23 protein-coding genes and 1 tRNA gene are annotated in these 23218 nt (G+C 64.8%); 20 read left to right on the top strand and 4 right to left on the bottom strand.

The features are described 5' to 3' along the window. Window positions 1-99 precede the first annotated feature (99 nt). Both cutA and NNY25_RS08960 read right to left on the bottom strand, forming a co-directional pair. The gene (cutA, locus tag NNY25_RS08965) at window positions 100-435 is read right to left on the bottom strand and encodes a divalent-cation tolerance protein CutA (RefSeq protein ID WP_265571016.1); all 336 of its coding nucleotides are present in this window, start codon (window positions 433-435) and stop codon (window positions 100-102) included. A 4-nt stretch (window positions 436-439) separates the two neighbouring features. After that, window positions 440-1477, bottom strand: a complete 1038-nt coding sequence (locus NNY25_RS08960; RefSeq protein ID WP_265571015.1) for a COX15/CtaA family protein — start codon at window positions 1475-1477, stop codon at window positions 440-442. A gap of 131 nt (window positions 1478-1608) precedes the next feature. Here NNY25_RS08960 and NNY25_RS08955 point away from each other — a divergent pair, with 131 nt between their 5' ends. The 15 genes from NNY25_RS08955 (at window position 1609) to NNY25_RS08885 (ending at window position 14974) form a co-directional block, all read left to right on the top strand. Next, entirely contained in the window at window positions 1609-1977 is a 369-nt protein-coding gene (locus NNY25_RS08955; RefSeq protein ID WP_265571014.1) for a MerC domain-containing protein, read from the top strand. Between the two features lie 38 nt (window positions 1978-2015). Then, window positions 2016-2477, top strand: a complete 462-nt coding sequence (locus tag NNY25_RS08950) for a Fur family transcriptional regulator (RefSeq protein ID WP_265571013.1) — start codon at window positions 2016-2018, stop codon at window positions 2475-2477. Between the two features lie 71 nt (window positions 2478-2548). After that, a complete protein-coding gene (gene dxs / locus NNY25_RS08945; RefSeq protein WP_265571012.1) occupies window positions 2549-4471 on the top strand; it encodes a 1-deoxy-D-xylulose-5-phosphate synthase in 1923 nt (640 codons plus the stop codon). Beyond that, the gene (locus NNY25_RS08940) at window positions 4468-4851 is read left to right on the top strand and encodes a diacylglycerol kinase (RefSeq protein WP_265571011.1); all 384 of its coding nucleotides are present in this window, start codon (window positions 4468-4470) and stop codon (window positions 4849-4851) included. Before dxs ends, NNY25_RS08940 begins: the two co-directional genes overlap by 4 nt. Before the next feature lie 3 nt (window positions 4852-4854). After that, window positions 4855-5955: an endonuclease/exonuclease/phosphatase family protein gene (locus NNY25_RS08935; protein WP_265571010.1), complete on the top strand. Its 1101-nt coding sequence runs from the start codon at window positions 4855-4857 to the stop codon at window positions 5953-5955. Next, the gene (locus NNY25_RS08930; RefSeq protein ID WP_265571009.1) at window positions 5955-6695 is read left to right on the top strand and encodes a TlyA family RNA methyltransferase; all 741 of its coding nucleotides are present in this window, start codon (window positions 5955-5957) and stop codon (window positions 6693-6695) included. Before NNY25_RS08935 ends, NNY25_RS08930 begins: the two co-directional genes overlap by 1 nt. After that, a complete protein-coding gene (locus NNY25_RS08925; protein ID WP_265571008.1) occupies window positions 6692-7222 on the top strand; it encodes a TspO/MBR family protein in 531 nt (176 codons plus the stop codon). The genes NNY25_RS08930 and NNY25_RS08925 overlap by 4 nt, the downstream gene beginning before the upstream one ends. 17 nt (window positions 7223-7239) lie before the next feature. Further along, entirely contained in the window at window positions 7240-7515 is a 276-nt protein-coding gene (locus NNY25_RS08920; protein ID WP_265571007.1) for an accessory factor UbiK family protein, read from the top strand. 60 nt (window positions 7516-7575) lie between these two features. Then, window positions 7576-8025, top strand: a complete 450-nt coding sequence (locus tag NNY25_RS08915) for a type III secretion system chaperone family protein (RefSeq protein WP_265571006.1) — start codon at window positions 7576-7578, stop codon at window positions 8023-8025. A 1-nt stretch (window position 8026) separates the two neighbouring features. Beyond that, on the top strand, window positions 8027-8830 hold the full coding sequence (locus tag NNY25_RS08910; protein WP_265571005.1) for a pyrroline-5-carboxylate reductase family protein: 804 nt from the start codon (window positions 8027-8029) through the stop codon (window positions 8828-8830). An 80-nt stretch (window positions 8831-8910) separates the two neighbouring features. Next, on the top strand, window positions 8911-9795 hold the full coding sequence (locus NNY25_RS08905; RefSeq protein WP_265571004.1) for a branched-chain amino acid aminotransferase: 885 nt from the start codon (window positions 8911-8913) through the stop codon (window positions 9793-9795). Between the two features lie 127 nt (window positions 9796-9922). Then, the gene (locus NNY25_RS08900; RefSeq protein WP_265571003.1) at window positions 9923-12289 is read left to right on the top strand and encodes a putative bifunctional diguanylate cyclase/phosphodiesterase; all 2367 of its coding nucleotides are present in this window, start codon (window positions 9923-9925) and stop codon (window positions 12287-12289) included. 46 nt (window positions 12290-12335) lie between these two features. Beyond that, a tRNA-Gln gene (locus NNY25_RS08895) sits at window positions 12336-12410 on the top strand. 279 nt (window positions 12411-12689) lie between these two features. Further along, entirely contained in the window at window positions 12690-14441 is a 1752-nt protein-coding gene (locus NNY25_RS08890; RefSeq protein ID WP_265571002.1) for a site-specific integrase, read from the top strand. Between the two features lie 197 nt (window positions 14442-14638). Next, complete coding sequence (locus NNY25_RS08885) at window positions 14639-14974, top strand: site-specific integrase (protein ID WP_420854338.1); 336 nt, start codon at window positions 14639-14641, stop codon at window positions 14972-14974. On the opposite strand, the gene NNY25_RS08880 is transcribed toward NNY25_RS08885, so the two are convergent. Further along, window positions 14971-16455, bottom strand: coding sequence for an amidohydrolase family protein (locus tag NNY25_RS08880; RefSeq protein WP_265571001.1), 1485 nt, complete (start codon window positions 16453-16455; stop codon window positions 14971-14973). The two genes, NNY25_RS08885 and NNY25_RS08880, sit on opposite strands and share 4 nt — an antisense overlap. Window positions 16456-16600: 145 nt before the next feature. On the opposite strand from NNY25_RS08880, the gene NNY25_RS08875 reads away from it, so the two are divergent. Both NNY25_RS08875 and NNY25_RS08870 read left to right on the top strand, forming a co-directional pair. After that, window positions 16601-16771: a hypothetical protein gene (locus NNY25_RS08875; RefSeq protein WP_265571000.1), complete on the top strand. Its 171-nt coding sequence runs from the start codon at window positions 16601-16603 to the stop codon at window positions 16769-16771. A 284-nt stretch (window positions 16772-17055) separates the two neighbouring features. Then, a complete protein-coding gene (locus NNY25_RS08870) occupies window positions 17056-17736 on the top strand; it encodes a Crp/Fnr family transcriptional regulator (protein WP_265570999.1) in 681 nt (226 codons plus the stop codon). On the opposite strand, the gene NNY25_RS08865 is transcribed toward NNY25_RS08870, so the two are convergent. Next, on the bottom strand, window positions 17718-18152 hold the full coding sequence (locus NNY25_RS08865; protein WP_265570998.1) for a hypothetical protein: 435 nt from the start codon (window positions 18150-18152) through the stop codon (window positions 17718-17720). The two genes, NNY25_RS08870 and NNY25_RS08865, sit on opposite strands and share 19 nt — an antisense overlap. Before the next feature lie 423 nt (window positions 18153-18575). Here NNY25_RS08865 and NNY25_RS08860 point away from each other — a divergent pair, with 423 nt between their 5' ends. The 3 genes from NNY25_RS08860 (at window position 18576) to moaA (ending at window position 23166) form a co-directional block, all read left to right on the top strand. Continuing rightward, the gene (locus NNY25_RS08860; RefSeq protein WP_265570997.1) at window positions 18576-19799 is read left to right on the top strand and encodes an NnrS family protein; all 1224 of its coding nucleotides are present in this window, start codon (window positions 18576-18578) and stop codon (window positions 19797-19799) included. Between the two features lie 66 nt (window positions 19800-19865). Then, on the top strand, window positions 19866-22073 hold the full coding sequence (locus NNY25_RS08855) for an adenosylcobalamin-dependent ribonucleoside-diphosphate reductase (RefSeq protein ID WP_265570996.1): 2208 nt from the start codon (window positions 19866-19868) through the stop codon (window positions 22071-22073). A gap of 79 nt (window positions 22074-22152) precedes the next feature. Continuing rightward, entirely contained in the window at window positions 22153-23166 is a 1014-nt protein-coding gene (moaA, locus tag NNY25_RS08850) for a GTP 3',8-cyclase MoaA (RefSeq protein WP_265570995.1), read from the top strand. Window positions 23167-23218: the final 52 nt, after the last annotated feature.

Raw genomic sequence — 23218 nt, 5'->3', positions numbered from 1 at the left:
CCACCGGGAAGCGCCGTTGGGCGCGCTATTGGCGCCGGGACGCGAATAAGTCAAGCATTTCAGCGGGGTTGCTGACGGGTATTTAAATACCAGAACGGGTCAGGCGGTCGCCTGCGGGCCGGTATTTTCCTCGATCCAGCGGGCATAGTCGTCGGGCAATTTGGCGATCGGCCAGAGCGTGATGGCCGGCACCGAATAGCCGTGCAGTTCCTTGACGCGCGCGATCAGTGCATCGGCCGCCTCGAGCGTGGTCTTGGCGATGATCGGCACTTCGCTGGCGGTCTCGATCGCGCCTTCCCAGCGGTAGATGGAGCGGGCCGGCTGGAGGATGTTGACGCAGGCGGCAAGCCGCTCCTCGACCAGCGCGCGCCCGATCGCCTGCGCCTCGGCAAGGTCGGTGCACAGGATGAAGGCGGATGCGGCGGTCTGCGTCATGAAGCTACTCCCGGGGCCTGCCGTTGACATGCGCCCCGTAGGCGGTGGCCGCAACCACCAATGCGCCGACCGCCTGGTGGAGCACGGCCAGCACGATGTTCATGCCGCTCATCACGGTGGCGATGCCGAGGAGGATCTGGACGCCGAACGCGCTGTGGATCGCGATCGAGGCACGACGCTCGGCCGGTTTGACAGCGCGCGCGAGGAGGACGAGCGCGGCGACCGCGAGCCATGCCCACCAGCGGTGCAGCCAGTGGATCAGGAAAGGGTCGTGGGTAAAGGCGTGCAGTGCGCCCATCTCCCAGTCGATCCCACGCGGGACGACGTCGCCCTGCATCAGCGGCCAGTCGGAGGCGACGTAGCCCGCATCGAGCCCCGCGACCCACGCGCCGAGCAGCAGCTGGACGAACAGGACTAGGGAGACCTTGATCGAGAGCGGGGTGAGGCGGCTGCGTGCCACGCCCTTCGCGAGCGCGCGCAGGTCGAACGCGGTCCACAGCAAGCCGGCGAGGATGAAGAGCGCGGTGAGCAGGTGCGCCGAGAGGCGGAAGTGCGACACGTCGGTGCGCTCGACGAGGCCCGACTGGACCATGAACCAGCCGAGCGCGCCCTGGCTGGCGCCCAATGCGAGGAGGGCGAGGAGGCGCGGCTTGTAGCCTTGGGGCACCTGCTTCCTGATCCAGAACCACAGGAGCGGGAGGGCGAAAGCGAGCCCGACGAGGCGGCCGAGCAGGCGGTGGAACCACTCCCAGAAGAAGATGAACTTGTATTGGGCAAGGTCCATCCCCGCCGGGCCGTTGATCTCGAGATATTCCGGGGTCTGGCGGTAGAGGTCGAACTGCTCCTGCCAGGCCGCCTCGCTCATCGGCGGCAGCGCGCCCGTGACGAGGTCCCAGCGGGTGATCGACAGGCCGCTTTCGGTCAGCCGCGTTATCCCGCCCACGACGACCATGGTGAAGACCAAAGCGGCGACTGCCAGCAGCCAGTTGGCCAGGGCGATCGGGCGGGCGGTTTCGGGCATCAGGGCAGGGCGTGTCGTCATGGAGCGCGCTATTGCCGCCTTGGCGCGCGAAAGGAAAGCCTGTCCGATGGGCCACACCTTCACCGAAATCGATAAAAAATGCGCGATGTGATGTTGTCACGTCACATGGGTGGGCCTATATGCGTGCCATCATGTTCGCAGCGTCCCTTTCGACTCACCGGCTCGACCGGATGGCGATCGGCCTTTCGGGGCTGTGCCTCGTCCATTGCCTCGCCTCGAGCGTGATCGTGGCGGTGCTGGCGAGTGGCGGCGCGCTGCTCGGCAACGAGATGATCCACGAAGGCGGCCTGCTCGTCGCGATGCTGCTCGGCGGCCTGTCGCTGGTGATGGGCGCGCGCCAGCATGGGTTCATGATGCCCGGCGCGATCGGCGGGCTCGGGATCGGCGTGATGGGCGGCGCGCTCGCTCTGCCTCACAATGGCGAGGAAGTGATCGCCACCATGTGCGGCGTCGGGATCGTCGCCCTGGCGCACAAGCTCAACCTCATCGCGGGCGACTGACGCTTGGAATCGGGGCGCGGGGAGCCTATCTTCCCGGCATGACCCGCCACACTCACGAAGCGCATCATGGTGCCGACCTCAAGGAGGCCGCGCGCGACCAGCTCGTCGCATCGGGCGAACAATGGACCGAAATGCGCGAGGCGGTGTTCGCAGCGCTCTCGACCTTCAAGCAGCCGGCCAGCGCCTACGACATCGCCGCCAAGGTCTCCGAGGCGCGCGGGCGCAAGGTCGCCGCCAACAGCGTCTATCGCATTCTCGACCTGTTCGTGACCTCGAACCTCGCGCGGCGGCTCGAGAGCGCCAACGGCTATGTCGCCAACGAGCATCCCGGCTGCCTCCACGACTGCATCTTCCTCATCTGCGACGATTGCGGGAAGGCGACCCATCTCGACGATGACGGGCTCGCGGGCGGGGTACGCAAGGCGGCCGAGGGCGCGGGCTTTTCGGCCCAGCGGCCGGTGATCGAGGTGCGCGGACGCTGCGGCGACTGCGCCGACTGAATTTCCGTCTGCGAAACGTTCGGCTAAAGGCCCTTATCGACAGAGGGGAGAGACGCGGTTAGGGAAGCTCTATGACGACGCGCCCCGACACTCCGCTTCTCGACACGGTCCACTACCCCGCCGATCTCCGCCAGCTCGACAAGAGCCAGCTGCGCCAGCTTTCCGACGAATTGCGCGCCGAGATGATCGACGCGGTGTCGGTCACCGGCGGGCACCTCGGTGCGGGGCTCGGCGTGGTCGAGCTGACGGTCGCGATCCACTACGTGTTCGACACGCCCCACGACCGGCTGATCTGGGACGTCGGCCACCAATGCTATCCGCACAAGATCATAACCGGGCGGCGCGATCGCATCCGCACCATCCGCCAGGGCGGCGGGCTCAGCGGCTTCACCAAGCGTGCGGAGAGCGAATACGACCCGTTCGGCGCAGCGCACTCGTCGACCTCGATCTCGGCGGCGCTGGGCTTTGCGATCAGCCGCAAGCTATCGGACGAGCCGGGCCGCGCGATCGCGGTGATCGGCGACGGCGCGATGAGCGCGGGCATGGCCTACGAGGCGATGAACAACGCCGAAGCCGCGGGCAACCGGCTGATCGTCATTCTCAACGACAACGACATGTCGATCGCGCCGCCCGTGGGCGGGCTGTCGAACTATCTGTCGCGGCTGGTCTCGTCGGGGGCCTACCTGAAGACGCGCGGACTCGCCAAGAAGGTCATCCAGAAGCTGCCCAAGGGCTTCGAGAACCTCGCGCGCAAGGCCGAGGAATATACGCGCGGCATGGTCACCGGCGGCACGCTCTTCGAGGAGCTTGGCTTCTATTATGTCGGCCCGGTTGACGGGCACGACGTCGAGGCGCTGGTCGAGGTGCTCGAGAATGTGCGCGACGCCGAGGACGGGCCGATCCTGATCCATGCCGTCACCCAGAAAGGCAAGGGTTACAGCTACGCCGAAAAGGCAGCGGACAAGTATCACGGTGTCGCCAAGTTCGACGTCGTGTCGGGCGAGCAGAAGAAGTCCGCGGGCGGTCCGCCGAGCTATACCGGCGTCTATGCCAAGGCGCTGATCGACGAGGCGAGGCGCGACGAGAAGATCTGCGCGATCACCGCGGCAATGCCCTCGGGCACCGGGCTCGACAAGTTCGGCGCCGAATTCCCGAACCGCAGCTTCGATGTCGGCATCGCCGAGCAGCACGCGGTGACGTTCGCGGCGGGGCTCGCGGCCCAGGGGCATCGTCCCTTCTGCACCATCTATTCGACCTTCCTCCAGCGCGCCTACGACCAGGTCGTCCACGATGTCGCGATCCAGAACCTGCCGGTACGGTTCGCGATGGACCGCGCGGGCCTGGTCGGCGCCGACGGCTGCACCCATGCGGGCAGCTTCGATCTCGCCTACCTGTGCACGCTGCCCAACATGGTGGTGATGGCCGCGGCCGACGAGGCCGAGCTGGTCAACATGGTGCACACGATGGCGCTCCACGACGCGGGACCCAGCGCGGTACGCTATCCGCGTGGCAGCGGCGTCGGTGTCCCGTTGCCCGAAACGCCCCAGAAACTCGAGATCGGCAAGGGCCGGATCGTCAAGGAAGGCAAGACGGTCGCGCTGATGAGCCTCGGCGCGCGGCTCGAGGAATGCCGCAAGGCGGCCGAGAGCCTCGAGGCCAAGGGGCTTTCGGTGACGATCGCCGACATGCGCTTCGCCAAGCCGCTCGACGAGGACCTGATCCGCAAACTGCTTTCAACCCACGAGGTCGCGGTGACGATCGAGGAAGCCGCGGTCGGAGGGTTCGGCGCGCACGTGCTGACGATGGCCTCGGACGAGGGGCTGACCGATGCGGGCGCCAAGATCCGCACCATGCGCCTGCCCGACCGTTTCCAGGACCAGGATGCGCCCGACAAGCAGTACGAGGAAGCCGGGCTGACCGCGCCGCACATCGTCGAGATGGTCCTCAAGGCATTGCGGCGCAACGATGTCGGGCTCGAGGGCGCGCGGGCTTGAGCGATGACCGCTTCACGCTCAAGGGTCGCCTGACCGCATTCGGTTTCGCCCTCAAGGGGCTCCAGTTCCTGTGGGCGGGCGAGCCGACCACGCGATTCCACGCCGCCGGCAGCGTCCTGGCGATCGTCGCCGCCTGGGCGCTCGGACTGGCATCCTGGGAATGGGCGCTCGTCATCCTCATGATCGGACTGGTGTGGTTTGCCGAGGCGGTCAACAGCGCGCTCGAACGCGCGTGCGACGCGATCACGCTCGACCGGCACCCGATGATCGGCAAGGCCAAGGACCTCGCGGCCGCGTCGGTGCTGATCATGGCGCTGACCGCGCTCGGCGTCGCGGTGGTGATCTTCGGACCGCACGTGCTGGCCCTGGTAGGAGCGTAGACGATGACCATTCCAACCAAGGTCGGCTGGCGGGGCTGGTTCTACCGCATCATGCTCGTGCTGGCAGTGCTGCTCGCCATCGCCGCCTTCCTGCCGCTCTGGTCGACCGACATCTGGTGGGTGCGGATGCTCGACTATCCGCGCCTGCAACTGGCCGGCATCGGCATCGTGCTGATCGTGTTCCTGGTGGCGGGGGCGGACGACTATCGCCGCAAGCGGTTCGGGTTCGCGGTCGGCCTGCTGATGCTCGCGACGCTGTGGCAGCTACTCCACACGGCGCGCTACCTGCGGGTCTTTCCCACCCAAATGGCGTCGGCCGCGCAATGTCCCGCAGAGCGCAGCCTGTCGATCCTCAATGCCAACGTGCTGCTCGGCAACGACGATTATGGCGGGGTTATCGATCTCGTGCGCGAGACCGACCCCGACGTGGTCGTGCTGCTCGAGGCGGGGATGAGCTGGCAGGAGGCGATGAAGACCCTGTCGATGCGCTATCCGCACCATCTCGCCGCCGCGATCCCCAACAGTTACGGCATGCTGTTCTGGTCGAAACTGCCGTTTGACGGCGAGGTCGGTTACCGCATCGCGGAAGGGCTGCCTTCGATCGACGGGACGATCACGCTGGGCGACGGCAGCAAGGTCGCGCTCCACGTCGTCCATCCCGAACCGCCGCTGCCGGGCGACGATACGGGCGAGCGCGACGCCGAACTGGTGATGGTCGGGCGCGAGGTGCGCGACGACGGGCGCGCGGCGGTCGTGTTCGGCGACCTCAACGACGTCGCCTGGTCGCAGACGAGCCGCCTGTTCCTCGATGTCTCGGGCATGAAGGATCCGCGCGTCGGGCGCGGCCTCTATCCCACCTTCAACGCCAAGTGGCCGCTGATGCGCTGGCCGCTTGACCACCTGTTCGCGAGCCCTCATTTCCAGCTCAACGAGCTGCGCCGAGAGCGCGATATCGGCTCCGATCATTTCCCGATCTATTTCTCGCTGTGCCTCGTCGAGGATGCCGACCAGCGGATGGTGTCGCGTGAGGCCGACCCCGAGGACGAGGCCGAGGCGCAGGAGCAGCTCGAGGAAGGGCGCAAGGAGCGCATCGAGGAACGCTGATGGCCAAGACGCGCGCCGACGTGCTGCTGGTCGAACGCGGTCTCGCCGAGACGCGCTCGAAAGCGCAGGCGCTGATCCTGTCGGGCAACGTCTTTTCGAACGAGCGGCGGATCGACAAGGCAGGCGAGCAGATGAAGCCCGATGCGCCGCTCGAAGTGCGCGGCAAGGAGCATCCGTGGGTCAGCCGCGGCGGCATGAAGCTCGACCATGGCCTTGCGCATTTTGGATTCGACGTGACGGGCATGACCGCGCTCGACGTGGGGTCTTCGACGGGCGGGTTTACCGACGTGCTGCTGACAAGGGGCGCGGCCAAGGTGTTCGCGGTCGATGTCGGGACCAACCAGCTGGCGTGGAAGTTGCGCAACGACGAGCGGGTGGTGGTGCACGAGCAGACCAATGCGCGCAGCCTGACCGACGAGATCGTGACCGAGCCGCCTGAGGTCGTGGTGTGCGATGCCAGCTTCATCGCGCTGCACAAGGTGCTCGATGCCGCGCTCGACCTCGCCGCGCCGGGCGCGAGGCTGGTCGCCCTGGTCAAGCCGCAGTTCGAGGCGGGACGCGAGGAGGTCGGCAAGGGCGGGGTGGTGCGCGATCCCGCGGTCCACGACCGCGTGTGCCGCGAGGCGGCCGAATGGGTCGAAACCAAGGGTTGGCGCGTATTGGGGATCGAGAAGAGCCCGATCACGGGCCCCGAAGGCAATGTCGAGTTCCTGCTCGGCGCGATCAAGGAGGACACATGACGCTTCGAACGGCGGACGTTCCGCGCAACGACAAGGGCATCTGGAAGCGCGCTTTGTGGCTGGTGCCGCTGATCGTGATCCTCGGCAGCCTGTCGGGCATTCTTTCCAACTCGGCCGAGGGCGAGTGGTATCGCGGGCTCGAAAAGCCCAGTTTCCAGCCGCCGGGCTGGGCGTTCGGGGCGGCATGGACGACGCTCTACACGATGATGGCGCTGGCGCTCGCGACGGTGCTCAACGAACCGCGCACGGCAAAGCGCGATGCGGCGGTCGCGATCTTCGTCGTGCAGCTGGTGCTCAACTATGCCTGGTCGTTCGTGTTCTTCTCGCTGGAAGCGATCGAGGCGGCCAAATGGTGGATCCTCGCCATCCTCGTGCTGGCGGCGATCGCGGCGGGCCGCTTCTGGCGCATCCGCCCCCTAGCCGGGGCCTTGATGCTGCCCTATCTTCTGTGGCTCATCTTCGCCTATACGCTCAACAGCGCGATCGTGCGCCTCAACCCGGGAGCGGGTAGCCCGCTATTCGGCTGATACATCAAGGAGTTTCGATGCAATCGCAGAACCGCTTCTTCGACGATCTCGTCAAGATGGTGAACGGCGCCGCCGGCACGATGGCCGGGATGGGCCGCGAGGCCGAGGGCCAGATGCGCGAAAAAGTGCGCGAATGGGTCGGCGGGATGGACTTTGTCAGCCGCGAGGAATTCGAGGCGGTCAAGGCGATGGCCGTTGCCGCGCGCGAGGAGAACGATGCGCTGAAGGCGCGTCTCGATGCGATGCAGGCTGGCAAGCCTGCCGCCAAGAAACCGGCCGCGAAGAAGAAATAGGAGCCGATCCTGACCGACAGGGGCCAAGACGATCCGCGCGAGGAAGATGCGCCGATCGAGATGTTCGAGCAATATTTCGAGGCACGCGGCTGGCCTGCCGAACGCGTCGCGGAAGGCGAATTGCTGGGTTCGGCCGGGGGCAGCTGGGCGCAATACGAGCTGCGCGCGGTTTGGCGTCCCGACGATCAGGTGCTGCAGTTCCTCGCCTTTCCCGACGTCAAGGTCGCCGAAGGAAAGCGCGCCGCGGTCTACGAGGCACTGGGGCTGATCAACGAGCAATTGTGGCTCGGCCATTTCGAATTGTGGTCGGGCGCGGGCCTTATCGTGTTCCGTCACGCGACCTTGGTCGAGAACGGGTCGATCGGGCTCGAACATGCCGAGACGATCGCCGAAGCCGCGCTGGAAGAATGCGAGCGCTTCTACCCTGTCTTCCAGTTCGTGCTGTGGGGCGGCAAGTCGCCGGCCGAGGCAATCTCGGCAGCGCTCATCGACACGCACGGCGAGGCCTGACATGACTGCGACCTTGCCCGCGGGCAGCTGGTTCGTCGGCTGCGGCGCGATGGGCGGCGCGATGGTCGCGGGCTGGCGCAAGGCGGGACTCGATCTGTCGGGCCTGACCGCGGTGAGCCCGTCGGGGCGCCGCATCGAGGGCGTCAAGGTCGTGACCGAGCTTCCCGCGGTCACCCCGCGCTGGTGCTGGCTCGGGTTCAAGCCGCAAATGCTGGGCGATGTCGCGCCGGGGCTCGAGCCGCATGTCGGCGAGGAGACGGTCGTGCTGTCGATCCTCGCGGGAGTCGAGGCGGCGAGCCTGCGGCGCGTGTTCCCACGTGCCAAAGCGATCGTGCGGCTGATGCCCAACCTCCCCGTCAGCGAGGGCGAGGGCGTGACTGCGCTCTACAGCGAGGACGCGGACGCGGCGTTGCGCGGCGAAGTCGAAGCGATGGCTGGCGCCTTGGGGCTGGCGGCTTGGTGCAAAGACGAGGCGGACTTCGGGCTGGTCGGCGCGATCGCGGGATCGGGTCCGGCCTATGTCGCGCGGTTCGTCGATGCGCTGGCGACGGCGGCACGCGAAGAGGGGCTCGACGGCGAACTGGCCGATGCGATCGCGCTGCAGGTGGTCGCCGGGAGCGGGCTGATGGCGCGCGCCACCGGCGAGACGATGGTCGCGCTTGCCAGGCGGGTCGCGAGCCCCGGAGGAACCACCGAGGCCGGCCTCAAGGTGATCGACGAGGGCGAACGGCTGACCGGCCTCATACGCGACGTGGTCGAGGCGTGGCGGCGCCGATCCGAGGAGATGGCGGCGGCGGCGCGCTAGGGTGCCCCCATTGACCGCCTGCCGCTCCATCGCCTAACCGCAGCGGCAACGACGGTTTTACAAATCAACAGAGGGATTTGATGGTTCAGCCTTACGACGATCGCGACGGGTTCATCTGGAAGGATGGCGCGCTCGTCCCTTGGCGCGAGGCCAACGTCCATATCCTGACCCATGCGATGCATTACGGCTCGAGCGTGTTCGAGGGACAGCGCGCCTATGGCGGCAAGATCTTCAAGCTGTCGGAGCATAGCGAGCGGCTGCGCAAGTCCGCGTCGATACTCGGCTTCGATCTGCCGTGGAGCGTCGAGGAGATCGATAATGCCTGCATGGAGGTGCTCGAGGCCAACGGGCTGACCGATGCCTATGTCCGCCCGGTCGCCTGGCGCGGGTCCGAGCAGATGGGCGTGAGCGCGCAGAAGACGTTGCCGCACCTCGCCATCGCGGCGTGGAACTGGGGCAAGTATTTCGACGAGGAAAAGGCCCGCAAGGGGATCCGCCTCGACATCGCGCCGTTCCGCCGTCCCGCGCCGCACACGGCGCCGGTCCACGCCAAGGCGTCGGGCCTGTACATGATCTGCACCATTTCCAAGCACCATGCCGAATCGCGCGGCTATGACGACGCGCTGATGTTCGACTGGGAAGGGCGCGTGGCCGAGGCTACCGGCGCGAACGCCTTCTTCGTGCGCGAGGGCAAGCTCTACACGCCGATCGCGGACATCTTCCTCAACGGGATCACCCGTCGCACGGTCATCGACCTCGCGCGGGACCGCGGCATCGAGGTGATCGAAAAGCGCATCTGGCCCGAGGAACTGGCGAGTTTCGAGGAGTTCTTCCTGACCGGGTCGGCCGCCGAGGTGACGTTCGTGTCCGAAGCCGGGCCGTGGACCTTCTCCCCGGGCGAGATCAGTCGCCAGTTGCAGGCCGATTACATGAATCTGGTCAATGGGCGACCCGTTAAAAACTGAATAAAAACCAACAACTTGCATCTTCACGCTTTTTTGGTAAATGGCGTGCCATCCACGGGGATGGAATTGAAACTGTTGAAGAGCGGGTTGTCGGGGGTTGCGTAAGTCGCACCACATCAGTGACGAAATGACCGTCCGGAAATCGCTGGCCGACGAGGCCTTCGATCCGGCGCCCGTCCCGCTGCGCGACATCTATTCGGTCGGCAAGCCGTCCGATCCCCTGCTCGCCTCTATCCGCTCCGTCCAGCTCGAAAACCTCGTCAAGCTGGTGCCGGCGACGGTGTTCACGCAGGGCGTCGGCGCGATGGTACTGGTCGCGGCGCTCTCCGACAGTGTCCCGCATCTCTGGCTCATCGCCTGGGCGGCGACGGCCATCACCATCTGCCTGTGGCGCGGAGTGCGCTCGACCCGGCTGCGCATCGACCGCGACTACCGTTCGCGCAAGCCGACGACCTTCGCCAAGGTCACCAAGGCGATCGGTTCGTTCGCGCTGTTGTGGTTGATCCCGCCGATTTTCTGGTTCGACGGGGCAAGCCCCGACGCCAAGCTTTTCATGAGCGTGCTGATGGCCGTGCTGCTGAGCGCGGGCAGCATCACCATGCTCGCGGTGCCACCGGCGGCACTGACCTATCTCTGCGTGATGCTCGTGGGCGCGTTCGCGATCACCTGGCAGCTCGGCAACTTGCCGATGATGCTGCTCGGCCTGATGTATGCCTTCGCGCTGATTTTTGCGATGACGATGAATGCGCGGCAGTTCATCGCGCACGCCAGGGCACGCCTCGAGCTCGAGGAGAAGGGCGAGATCATCGAATTGCTGCGCGAATTCGAGGCGTCGGGGTCGGGCGGGCTGTGGGAGCTCGATGCCGATCTGCGCCTCGTCAACATGTCGGCCGAGATCGCCGAGGCGATCGACGTCGATCTCGACCGCCTGCGCGGCGTCCACGTGCGCAAGCTGCTCGATCCCAACGACCGCATCGTCCACCTCTCGAGCGGCATGCGCTCGCTGTTCCATCACCTCGAGACGGGCGAAGCATTCAAGGATCTCGCCATCCCGGGTTATGACGGCCAGCGCTGGTGGTCGCTTTCGGCCAAGCCGGTGGAAGGCCCCGATGGCAAGCTGTTGGGCTGGCGCGGGGTCGGTTCGGACATCACCGGACTGCGCCTGGGCGGCGAGGACGCGGTGCGTGCCGCGCGCTCCGACCCCCTGACGGGGATCGCCAATCGCCTGCTCGTTCGCGAACTGCTCGAGGAAGCGATGCTCGGACAGGTCGAAGGCCAGAACGAATGCGCGCTGCTGTTGGTCGACCTCGACCGCTTCAAGCTCGTCAACGACACGCTGGGCCACGCGATCGGCGACCAGCTGCTGTGCGAGGTCGCGCGCCGGCTCGAGGAAGCGGTCGGCGAGGGCGGCAAGGTCGGACGCCTGGGCGGCGACGAATTCGCGGTCATCTGGACCGGCGCGTCCGATCGGTCGAGCCTTGCCCGGCTGTCGCTCGAGATCATCGCCGACCTCTCGCGCACGGTGCAGGTGGGCGCTGCCGACATCCATATCGGCGCGACCGTCGGCATCGCGGTGGCACCGTCCGACGGCAAGCGCGAGGAGGGGCTGATGCGCTCGGCCGACCTTGCGCTCTACAAGGCCAAGGAAAACGGGCGCGGAAGCTACGCCTTCTACGATCACTGGATGTTCGAAGAGGCCGAGGACAATCGCCTGCTCGAGAACGACGTGCGCCAGGCGCTGGCCGAGGACGGGCTGGCGCTCGCCTACCAGCCGATCGTCGATGCGACGTCGGGCGAGCTGGTCGGACGCGAGGCACTGCTGCGCTGGAACCACCCGCTGCGGGGCCCGATCAGCCCCGAGACCTTCATCCCGATCATCGAGGATGCGGGCCTCATCCACCGCATCGGCGACTGGGTCATTCGCGAAGCCTGTGCGGAAGCGGCCGGATGGACCGACAAGGCGCGCGTGGCAGTCAACATCTCCGCCGCGCAGTTGACCGGGGCAGGGCTCGCCAAGACGGTCGTGTCCGCGCTCGCCGCCTCGGGACTGGCGCCCGGCCGCCTCGAACTCGAGGTGACCGAGAGCATCTTCCTGGGCGACGATGCCGAAACCCTGTCGTCGCTCGAGCGCCTGCGTGCGCTCGGGGTGCGGCTGGTGATCGACGATTTCGGCAAGGGCTATTCGAGCTTCGGCTACCTGGCGCGCGCCCATTTCTCGAAGATCAAGATCGACAGCGCGTTCGCGCGCGGCGCCGCCGAGGGCGAGAAGAACTGCCGCGCGATCGTCAAGGCGATCCTCGCGCTCGCCGAAGGGCTCAAGGTCGAGACGACCGCGGAAGGCATCGAGACCGAGGAACAGGCCGCCGCGATGCGCGCGCTGGGCGTGACCCAGCTTCAGGGCTATCACTTCGGGCGTCCCGAAATCCGCACCTCGGGGTCGAACGAAATCCGTCGTTCCGCGGTCGCCGACTTCGACCAGCGCCGCAGCGCCTGACCCCCTTTTCATGCGCGCGCGCCGCGCTATAAGCGCCCGCGGATGCTGGGGTGTAGCCAAGCGGTAAGGCACCGGTTTTTGGTACCGGCATGCGCAGGTTCGAATCCTGCCGCCCCAGCCATAACTTTTCTAATCCATTGAAATCGCTGGCTAATTCCACAAGGCCAGCGGCGAGTGTGCCCCCTCAGTGTGCACCCTCGCTGTGGCCCCTGTTCGGGCCAGTTCAATGTCGAATCCTCCCAACATCTATCGCCGCGGTCAGGTTTTCTGGTGGCGGAAGAAAATTTCAATCTCCGCTTTTCGAGGTCTCAGGGCGCGTGTATCCTTGAGAACATATCAAAAACAGGAGGCGGTCTGCCGGGGGGCATTTCTGACCGCATCCACGGGGGAAGTGTTGCGTATGCTGGAGAAGAAAATCCGCGCCGCCGACGCGCGGCCGACCGAGAGTGAGATCCGGGCCATGGCCCGCCAGGCCTATGACGAGCTCGTGGGCCGTTACTGTGAGCAGCAGCGATGTTCGCCGCAGCTAAGCGATACTCACTCCGTCGCAAACAGGGCGTTCGGAGACTACTATCAACGCTGTTTCGAGCATGGAGGCGACGCTCCCTTCACAGGCGCCGAGCGCGAAGTGTTGGCCCGGAAGTGGGGACTGAAGCGCGTTCAGGAGCTTGAGCAGGTCATTGCCCTCGCTGAGAAAGGGCATGTCTTCATCAAGCCACGCTTTGTCGATGCTCGTTTGCGCGAAATGGGCTTCGAGCCACACGACGGCATCCGCCGGCAGGTGACGGCCGCTATGTATGAGCCATACCGAGACGCGTGCTGGGATGCGGACCTCATCATGCGCGGCTTGCCGGCCCAGTCTCGATTTGCCGCCGACGAGGCGACGAGAAGCGCGCCCTCAGCTCAGTCGTCGCCCGAACCCATGCCTGCCGAAGCCGTGGCTGAGCCGGCGGCTTCCCCGGTCGACACGTCACCTGACCTGTATGAGATCAGCATTCGCGCAGCTGCAGCCAAGGAAGGCGATGGGGTTTGGTCGGCGAAAACTGCACGACAGCGTATGTCCCTCGGTCGCCTCTTTACCCTACTTATGGGCGAAATTCCGGTCAGTTCAATCACGCAGCGCGATCTCGCGACGTTCATGACGAAGCGCCGGCTTATCAATCAGAAGCTCAGCCCTCTGTGCGATAAGGAAGCGCAGATGATCCTGGATCTCGTCGCGAAGAACGAAGCGATGAGCGGGAAGATCGATGGCGGACCTTCCTCTACTACAATCAATCGCGATGTCACTGGCCTCAATAGATTGCTCGATTGGGCAGAGGGGCAGGGCTACGCGATGAACAACTTTACGACCGACAAGCTTCGCGTGAGCAAAAATGGTCGCTCTCGACGCGCTCGTGACGAGCGGGCGCCCACGAGCGAGGAAGACATGCGGAAGGTTTTCGCGCTGCCGACCTTCACGGGCAGCCAGCCTCATGGTGGAGGCAAAGGGCAGGCGACCCTCAATCGCCGTTTCAAGGCTGGCAAGGCGATCATTCATGACTTCTTCTACTGGGTTCCGCTGCTGGTCTACTATCTCGGTTGCCGTCGGGAAGAAATCTGCAAGCTGTGCGCCTGTGACTTTGTCCTCAACGCCCCTGTCCCGTTCGTGAGGATCAGGAAGAACCATAACGGCGACATCAAGACCGCTGCGTCCGCCAGAAGCCTGCCGCTCCACCCCGAACTGATCCGTCTCGGGCTCATCGATTATGTCAGGGAGATTGAGAAACGACGTTACAAGGCGCTGTTTCCCGAACTCCGGCCGACCAACGACGTCGAGAGCTTCGGCGATCAGTTCTACGATCTCGCCTGGGCGCACATTCGGAAGCGCGGAGGGTTATCCGAGGGTGCCGAGATTCATGGTGTGCGTCACAGCTTTAACGTGTCGCTCAAGCGTGGCCGGGTGACGAAAGAAGAACGCGCCGACCTGATGGGTCACGTCGGAGAAAGCGAGACCGATGAACGGTATTCGGAAGCCACTCAGCTGCAGATCATGCTCGAGAATATGATGCACCTGCCGAATTTGACCGCTGACTTACAGCCTGCAGCGATCGAGGTGCCTGTCTACAGGGGCCATGTGCCGAACCTGAGATGCGAGCCAGTTGTCGGAAAATAGGCTCGGAGGCAGTCCCGGGTGCTGTTGTCAGTTGTGTCTGCACAGCGCCCCATTCCGGTCGTTCGCACGTTCGAGACATTTGGTCGTAGGCTGACTGAACGTTTCGGTCACGATGCCAAGCGAGCCACCTCGGTCCCATTCGCCTTCCCGTGCACGACCGTTTCTTTCCTGGCCATGCCGGCCAAAGGAGAAGTCAGATGGGAATGTCAGAATTCGATCCGCGCGCGCGTTCGATGCGCCCTTGGAACGCAGGCACACAGGTTGGCCCAAAGCGACCGCTGACGCAGAAGCAGATCTGGGCGATCCGTTTTCACCTCGATAGGGAGCAACGCTTTCGTGACAGGGCGCTGTTTGATCTCGCGATCGACAGCAAGCTACGAGGCTGCGATCTCGTCGAGCTGAAGATCGGCGACCTCATAGCAGGCGCGGAGATCCGACACCGAGCCACGATCATCCAACGGAAAGCGTCCAAGCCTACGGAAGGACGGGCTGAGCTATCAATATACTCGGCATCACTGGACCGCCAAAATTAGTTACCGCCTGCAGTTCGAGAAAGCCCAATGGTGTGGGGTGACGCAGGGTCTGCCGTGTCGCATTCGGAGCAGGTACAGCGCGCGGTGGAATTATCTCTGGCTTCGGCAAGAAGTGAGTCTAGGTCCAGTCGAGAAAACATACGTCCCTTAGAAATCACGGCTTCAATGGCCCGGATAGCGTTAATGTCGTCCAGCGGATTTTGACTAAGGAGCACCAAATCAGCCGCTTTGCCGGCCTCTACAGCGCCCAACTCGTTCGCCAGGCCCAGGAATTCGGCGGGCGCTGAAGTGGCTGCGCGAAGCGCATCCACGGGACTCATGCCGAACTTGACCATGGCCTCAAGTTCGTCGTGCAGTGCAAATCCCGGGTAAACGTTAGGAACGGGGCTGTCGGTTCCGGCTAGCATGCGGACATTCTCTTCCAGCATGAGTTTCATGACCGAGCGATAGATGTAAAAATGAGCAAGGCGGCGCTGCACATCCAGCTCAGTCCTCGCTCCCGTGGGGTCCGCACGCCAGAAGTCGAGGATGGTCTTAGGGAGATAACAAGATCTGCGATCGAGTGGCGGGGAATACTCGATCGCGCTCGCTGTCACCGCCTGCATGGCAAAGACGGTAGGAGTTTGCCAAACTCCCCGTTTTGCCATCTCCTTGATCACTGAGCGACACTTCTCCCGGTCGAAGCGCTTTAAGGCGAGGTCCGCTCCGGCGAGAAGAGCTTCAACGCGTCCCTCACGGGTCTCAGGAGACGCGGAAACCAGAGAGCGGACGTCTTCTTCGGCGTCGGAACACGCAATCGCCATCGTGTACATATCGCCAAGGTGCTCAATCCCCACTTGACCCGCTTCGGCCGCCTCCGACGCGCTTACGGTAATCGGTATATGTCCCACGACCGGCATGCCGACGACTCTCGCCTCGTTGACTAGCGCGAAGTATGCTTCGCGCGACAGAAAGGAATAAGCCTTTACAAAGTCGAAGCCTTGTTCTTTGAGCCGCCTCACCACCGCCCGCGCATCATCGGCCGAACTAACGGAAATCGCGAACGGCCATTCCGCCGGTGAACCATCCACCATCCCGCCGATTACCATACGTGGGCCCGGTATTGTCCCGTCGTCGATCCGCCGTCGAAGCTCCAACGTCGTCTCTGGGTAGTACCCCATCTCACGAACGCCAGTGATCCCGTTGGCGAGATAAAGGGCCGCAAGGTCGTCAATTGCGGCGCCCGGAGCGAAACCTGGACTAATGGTGTGGACGTGCATGTCCCACAGACCGGGCATGAGGAATCGACCGGTACCGTCCACAATTTTGACATCAGAAGGAAACTCTACCTGTGCCGCCGGACCGACAACTGAAATTCGTCCGTCTTCGATTAGAACTGTTCGGCCGGGTTGCAGCGCGCCTCGCTGCACATCGACGATCGTAACATCCTCAATGGCAATAGATTGGGCAAGGCATGAGGCTGGGAAAGCCGTCGCAGCCATTACCCATGCAAGGAAAATTTCAATCGCTCGCATTACACACTTTCTGTGTTGTGGTTCGCCACACAGACTGAACTGGCTTAGAACTTCTTCGAATCGGGTGGCCTGCTTTTGATTTGACCGTAGCAGTCTGTTAATACACTGGACAATGGACGTCGAGAACCTGCTGTTGGTTGGGGGCCGCGACGTCATCCTCGAGATTGATCGCCAGATCGGCCCAATACCGACCTGCGCTTCGGGCCTCCGCAATCAAAGCGGCTTTGGCGAATCTCCTCAGAGAAAAAAAGCCTTGCAAGAAGTAGGTAGGATAGGACGCTAGATGCCCCCACCAAGAAGTCTACTTCACCCTTCCCCTACTTCAAGACCTCCCCCGAGATCATCCGTCTGGAGCTGAAGATATCAAGAAGTTTCGGGATGCCCGCAATTGGGTCGTTAGCGGACGTTGAGGCCTCGTCTTGGCCGATCGGCTGATTTGATGGTCGGCAGCGCCAAGAGCGGCCAGTCTGTTTCCGGCCCAACTGTCGACCTGTGCGGCTCGAAGCTGATGCCGCTTGAATGTAGATGGGCTGACAAACCTTCGATTTGCTGGCAGTGGGCGGGGCTATGGAAGAGAGTCTCCCCCAACGCTGTCTCGACTGTCTTGTGCGCGACAAGGCGCTGTGCGGTTCGCTGGGCGACAAGCAGCTGCTCGATCTCAGTCTGCTCGGTCGCCGCAAGGTGGTGCCCAAAGGAAGCGTCGTCACCTGGGAAGGCGATGATAACCCGATTTGTGCGAACATCGTCACGGGCGCGCTCAAGCTGCAGGCCTCGACCGCCGACGGGCGTGAACAGACGGTCGGGTTGCTCTTTTCGGGCGATTTCATCGGCGAGCCATTCGAGGAAGAAAGCGCGGTGACCGCCGAGGCGCTCGCCGACACCGACCTGTGCATTTTCCCGCGCTCGGGCTTCGAACGCGTGCTCGACGATCAGCCCCAGCTCGAACGCGCATTACTAGAGCGGACGCTCAAGAGCCTTCGTGAAGCGCGCGAACGGCAGTTGGTGCTCGGACGCAAGAGCGCCCGGGCGCGGCTTGCCTGGTTCCTGCTGTCGCTTCCGCGCGGGTGCGATGGGACCATCGACCTGCCGATCGCACGCCAGGAGATCGCCGATTATCTGGGGCTGACGATCGAGACGGTCAGTCGGCAGTTCACCGATTTGCGTTCGTCCGGCGTAATCGATGCCGAGCGCGGCGGACGCCGCCTGCGCGTGGTCGACGTGACCGCGCTTCAGGACGCGGCCGAGTAGGCGCAGTTCGAGCAGCCGAGGCACAGCCTCTCGATCATCATTGCGCGAAGCCGCCCCTCGAACAGCGCGCGCAGCATGTATGAAAGCTGCCCCACCCGCGCAGGGTCGGGGGTCATCCAGTAGCGCTGCAACTCCTCGATAACGTCGTAGGCCTGCGCGCTGTCGTAGAGGCGGCGGGCCGGGTCGTGGCCGACGAGGCCTGGCAAGGCGGTCGCTCCTTCCTCCCATCGCGCCGCTGCCGCGGTGAGGCTTTCGAGCGTTTGCTGCACCCATAGCGCGTCAGGGAGCCCCGGGAGCCGGTCGGCCAGCGTCTCGAGCCGGTCGCAAAGCTCCATGTCGAGGCGATATTCCGCGATCCGCGCACAGGTGCGAGGGGCAGGCGCATCGCGCGGCGCGAGGTTCGGACACGGCTCCATGCATCGCGTCATGCAGCGCCATCCCCAAGCCCGCATTGATCGGTATCAACCCCCGTCAAAAGGATCGCTTCGTCCCGCGCGAATTTTCGCGTGACCGTTGATCTACATCATCGCGGCGACTCGAACGGGGGCCTACACCTCTCATCAAGGTCGGACGCGAGGGCGGATCCAAGCGAGGTTTTGACCAAGAGTGACCAAAGAGAACCGACGGATCGCCTCCCGCCCGACCTGCCAGTTCCCCCGATCGGGGCAAGCGATGCTGCACCTAGCAGCAAGCGTCAGCTTCCTCCCGATTGGACCGGATCGCGGGCATTCCTTCCCGCTCGCGACCGGAAGAAAGGGGCCGGGCAATGGGACGACCCCCAATTGCCCCCGTCGCCCGGCCCCTTTCCTCAACCCATCACCCAGAAGAGAGGTCGCGCGATGAGTCAGCGCCAACGCATCGCCAGCGGGCAGGAGATGCTCAACCTGAGGCGGGCACGCATGGCGGCCGCGCCGCCATTGCTGCGCGGAGGCTTCAGGCCCTTCTTCCTCGGCGGCGCTCTGTGGGCGATCGTCACGCTCGTCCTGTGGCTGGTGGCGATGGCGCAGGGGACGAGCCCCGTGCCGCACCTCGATGCCCTGGCGTGGCATCGCCACGAAATGCTGTTCGGGTTCGTCGGCGCAGTGGTCGCGGGGTTCATCCTCACCGCCGTACCCAACTGGACCGGGCGGCTGCCGATCGCGGGCTGGCCCCTCGCCATGCTCGCGTCGGCCTGGCTGGCGGCGCGGTTGCTCCCTTTATGGGGCGTCGGCGCGCCCTGGCTGTGGCTGTTGCTCGATGCGGGTTTCTACATCGCGCTGTCGATCCTCATCCTTCGCGAGATCTTGCTTGCGGGCAATCGCAACTTGCCGATCGCGTTGATGATCTTCGCCTTCGGATTGGTCGATGCCGCAGACCTTGCGGCGGGAATGGGTTGGATCGACGACCCCGTGATCGCGGTGCGCGCGGGGCTCGCGCTGGTGGTGATGATGATCTCCTTGATCGGGGGGCGTATCACTCCGTCCTTCACGCGCAACTGGCTCATGAAGCAGGGCATCCGCGAGGGGCTGCCCGTGCAGCCGGGGCGCTTTGACCAATTGGTGCTGCTTGTCACGGCAGGTGCGCTCCTGGCCTTCGTCATTAAGCCGTTCGAGGTATCGACCGGCGCTGCACTGATCGGCGCTGCGATCTTCCAGCTGGCGCGGCTTGGGCGTTGGCGCGGGTGGCGCACGATGCGCGATCCGCTCGTCCTCATTCTCCACGTGGGTTATCTCTGGCTTCCCCTGGGGCTCGGCCTTCTCGGGCTGGCAGCGCTGGGCGCGGGCGTGCCGCATAGCGCAGCCGTCCACGCGCTCACCGCCGGGGCGATGGCGACCATGATCCTTGGCGTCATGAGCCGGGCGACGCTCGGCCATACCGGGCGCGAGCTCAGGGCCGACCGTGTCACCACCGCCCTCTACGTCGCGATCACCCTGGCCGCGATCGCGCGGGTCGCGGCGCCGCTCGGCTGGGGCGAGTACATGCTTCTCATGCGCGGGTCGGCGCTGCTCTGGATCGCCGCGTTCACCCTGTTCGCCTGGCGCTACGGCCCGATGCTCCTGATGCCGCGCGCCGACGACAAATGATCTAGGTCATCGCCACATGTCGTGGGCCGGATAGCATCGGCCCACAATATGCAGAGGGGGAGACCGATGTTCGTCGATACGCTTTCGCAAGAGATCTGGACCGCAAAATATCGCTTCGATCCGCCGGGGGGCGGGGGAGAGGCCGACGGTGACTATCCCGCGACGATCGAGCGGGTCGCGCGCGCATTGGCCGAGAGGGAGGACGATCCTGCGCGGCGCGCCGAGCAGTTCGCCGACGCGATGCGCGACTTTCGCTTCATCCCGGCGGGCCGCGTGCTCGCAGGCGCGGGGACCGGGCGTGAGGTCACCCTGTTCAATTGCTTCGTGATGGGCACGATCCCCGACAGTCTCGGGGGTATCTTCGATCATTTGAAGCAGGCCGCGCTGACGATGCAGCAGGGCGGGGGCGTGGGAATGGACTTTTCCACTATCCGCCCGGCAGGCGCGCTGGTGAAGGGCGTGGGCGCGGACGCCTCGGGCCCGCTCTCCTTCATGGACTGCTGGGATGCGATGTGCCGCACGGTGCAATCGGCGGGCGCGAGGCGCGGGGCGATGATGGGGTGCCTGCGCATCGACCATCCCGACATCGAGGTGTTCATCGGCGCCAAACGCGAGGCGACGCGGCTGCGCAACTTCAATGTCTCGGTGCTGGTCACCGACGCCTTCATGGAGGCGCTCGGCAGCGACGGCGACTGGCCGCTCGTCTTCGCCGGCAAGACCTATCGCACGGTGCGCGCGCGCGACCTTTGGGACAAGCTGATGCGCGCGACCTACGATTGCGCCGAGCCCGGCGTGATCTTCATCGATCGTGTGGCGCAGGCGAACAATCTCGCCCATTGCGAGACGATCAGCGCGAGCAACCCGTGCGGCGAGCAGATGTTGCCGCCTTACGGCGCCTGCCTGCTCGGCTCGGTCAATCTCGCGCGGCTGGTCGCGCGACCCTTCGAGGAGGGAGCCGATCTCGACGAGGAGGAACTGGCCGAGGTCGTGCGAACTGCCGTTCGAATGCTCGACAACGTGATCGACATTTCGCGCTTCCCGCTGAGCGAACAGGAGGAAGAGGCCAAGGCCAAGCGGCGAATCGGGCTGGGCATCACCGGGCTTGCCGACGCGCTGCTCTTCACCGGCCATGCCTATGGAAGCGCGGGGGCGGTTGAGGCGACGCGGCGCTGGCTCGGCGTGATCAAGCGCGAGGCCTATCGCGCCTCGGCGCTGCTGGCGAAGGAGAAGGGGGCGTTCCCGCTGTGGGACCCCGTGATGCTCGAGACTCCCAACCTTGCCTCGCTCGACGAGGACACGCGCGCCTTGATCGCGAAACACGGGCTGCGCAACGGCTGCCTCACCTCGATCGCACCGACCGGGACGACCTCGTTGCTGGCGGGCAATGTCTCCTCGGGGATCGAGCCGGTCTTCGCCTATCATTACGAGCGACGCATTCTCGAAGCTGACGGGAGTGAGCGGTTCGAGCCGGTCGAGGACTATGCACTTCGCGTCTGGAAGCAGGTGAAGGGCGACGAGGCCCCGCCCGAAGAGCTGTTCGTGAGCGCGCAGACGCTCACGCCCTCGGACCATCTCGCGATGCAGGCGGCGGCGCAGGCGCTGATCGACAGCAGCATCTCCAAGACGGTCAACTGCCCAGAGGATATCGCGTTCGACGACTTCGCCGACATCTATGTCGAAGGCTATCACTTGGGCTGCAAGGGGCTCACCACCTACCGCCCCAACGCGGTGACGGGCTCGGTGCTCTCAATCACGCCCAAGGCCGACCCCGTTCCCGAGCCGGATGGCCCCGCGCTCGAGCCGCGCGAGGAGACGCTGCACGGGTCGACCTACAAACTCAAATGGCCCGAGAGCGCGCACGCGGTCTACATCACCATCAATGATATCGGCGAGGGCGCCGCGCGGCGGCCGTTCGAGATCTTCATCAATTCCAAGAACATGGAGCACTACGCCTGGACGCTCGCGCTCACGCGGATGATCTCGGCGGTGTTTCGCCGCGGGGGCGATCTCGATTTCGTCGCCGAGGAATTGAAGGCCGTGTTCGATCCGCGCGGCGGGGCGTGGATGCACGGGCGCTACGTGCCCTCGCTGCTCGCCGCGATCGGCGACATCGTCGAGCGGCATCTCGCCTCGCTCGCCGGTACCGCCGAACCTGCCAAGGTGCCTGCTACCGGCGCCGCAGCGGCAAGCTGTCCGCAATGCGGCGGACACCAGATGGTCAAGGCCGAAGGCTGCCTCAAGTGCACCGACTGCGGATATTCCAAGTGCGGATGAGCTTTTCCGCGCGGGTTTGATTCAGATCACAGACCCCTCGCCGGGCAGTCGGCAAACGACAGCCTAGCGAGGGGTTTCGATGAACCGATTCGACAAGATTGCTGCTCCCCAGGAGATGATCGACGGCTTCGGCCGCCGCATCGATTACGTGCGCATTTCGGTCACCGACCGCTGCGACTTCCGCTGCCGCTATTGCATGGCGGAGAAGATGCAGTTCCTGCCTCGCCGCGACCTCATGACGCTCGAGGAGATCGTCGAGCTCGCCGACATCTTCATCGCGCGCGGGGTCAAACGGATCCGCCTGACCGGTGGCGAGCCGCTGGTCCGCAAGGATGTCGACAAGCTCATCGGCTGGCTCGGCGAGCGTGTCGGCGAGGGGCTCGACGAACTCACGCTGACCACCAACGGGTCACAGCTCGCGCGCCATGCCGAGGGGCTGGCCGCAGCGGGGGTGAAGCGGATCAACGTCAGCCTCGATACGCGCGACCCCGACCGATTCTTCTATCTTACCCGCGGCGCGAGCCTCGCGCAGGTGCTCGACGGCATTGCGGCCGCACGGCGTGCCGGCATCGCGATCAAGATCAACATGGTCGGCCTCAAGGGCGTCAATGAGGGCGAGGTCGCCGACATGGTCCGTTGGTGCGACGCGGAAGGTCAAGATCTCACGCTGATCGAGACTATGCCGCTTGGCGAGGTCGAGCAGGATCGTACCCAATATTACCTGCCGCTCGATCGCGTCCGCGACCGTTTGGTCGACACGTTCGGCCTTACCCCTTCCCCCCACCGCACCGGAGGCCCGGCGCGTTACTGGCAATCGCCAGACCTTGATATCCGCGTCGGCTTCATCACGCCGCTGTCAGGCAATTTCTGCGACGGCTGTAATCGCATCCGCGTCGCGGCGACCGGCACCGTGTTCGGCTGTCTAGGGCACGAGCAGAAGGTCGAGCTTCGCGAGGCGCTGCGCGAAGGCGGCGCGGCGCATGTCGACGCGCTGCTCGATCGCCTCCTCGCGGGCAAGCCCAGGGGCCATGAATTCGACCTTTCGAAAAAAGCGCCAGCACTCGCGCGCCACATGAGCACTACTGGCGGATGAGGGCGAAGATCGGAAATGATTGAGATCAAAGAGCTGGCCATCCGCCTGTGCC

Source organism: Sphingomicrobium nitratireducens (assembly GCF_026157035.1).
Classification (GTDB): Bacteria; Pseudomonadota; Alphaproteobacteria; order Sphingomonadales; family Sphingomonadaceae; genus Sphingomicrobium; species Sphingomicrobium nitratireducens.
This window is presented reverse-complemented; position numbering and strand designations above follow the sequence as displayed.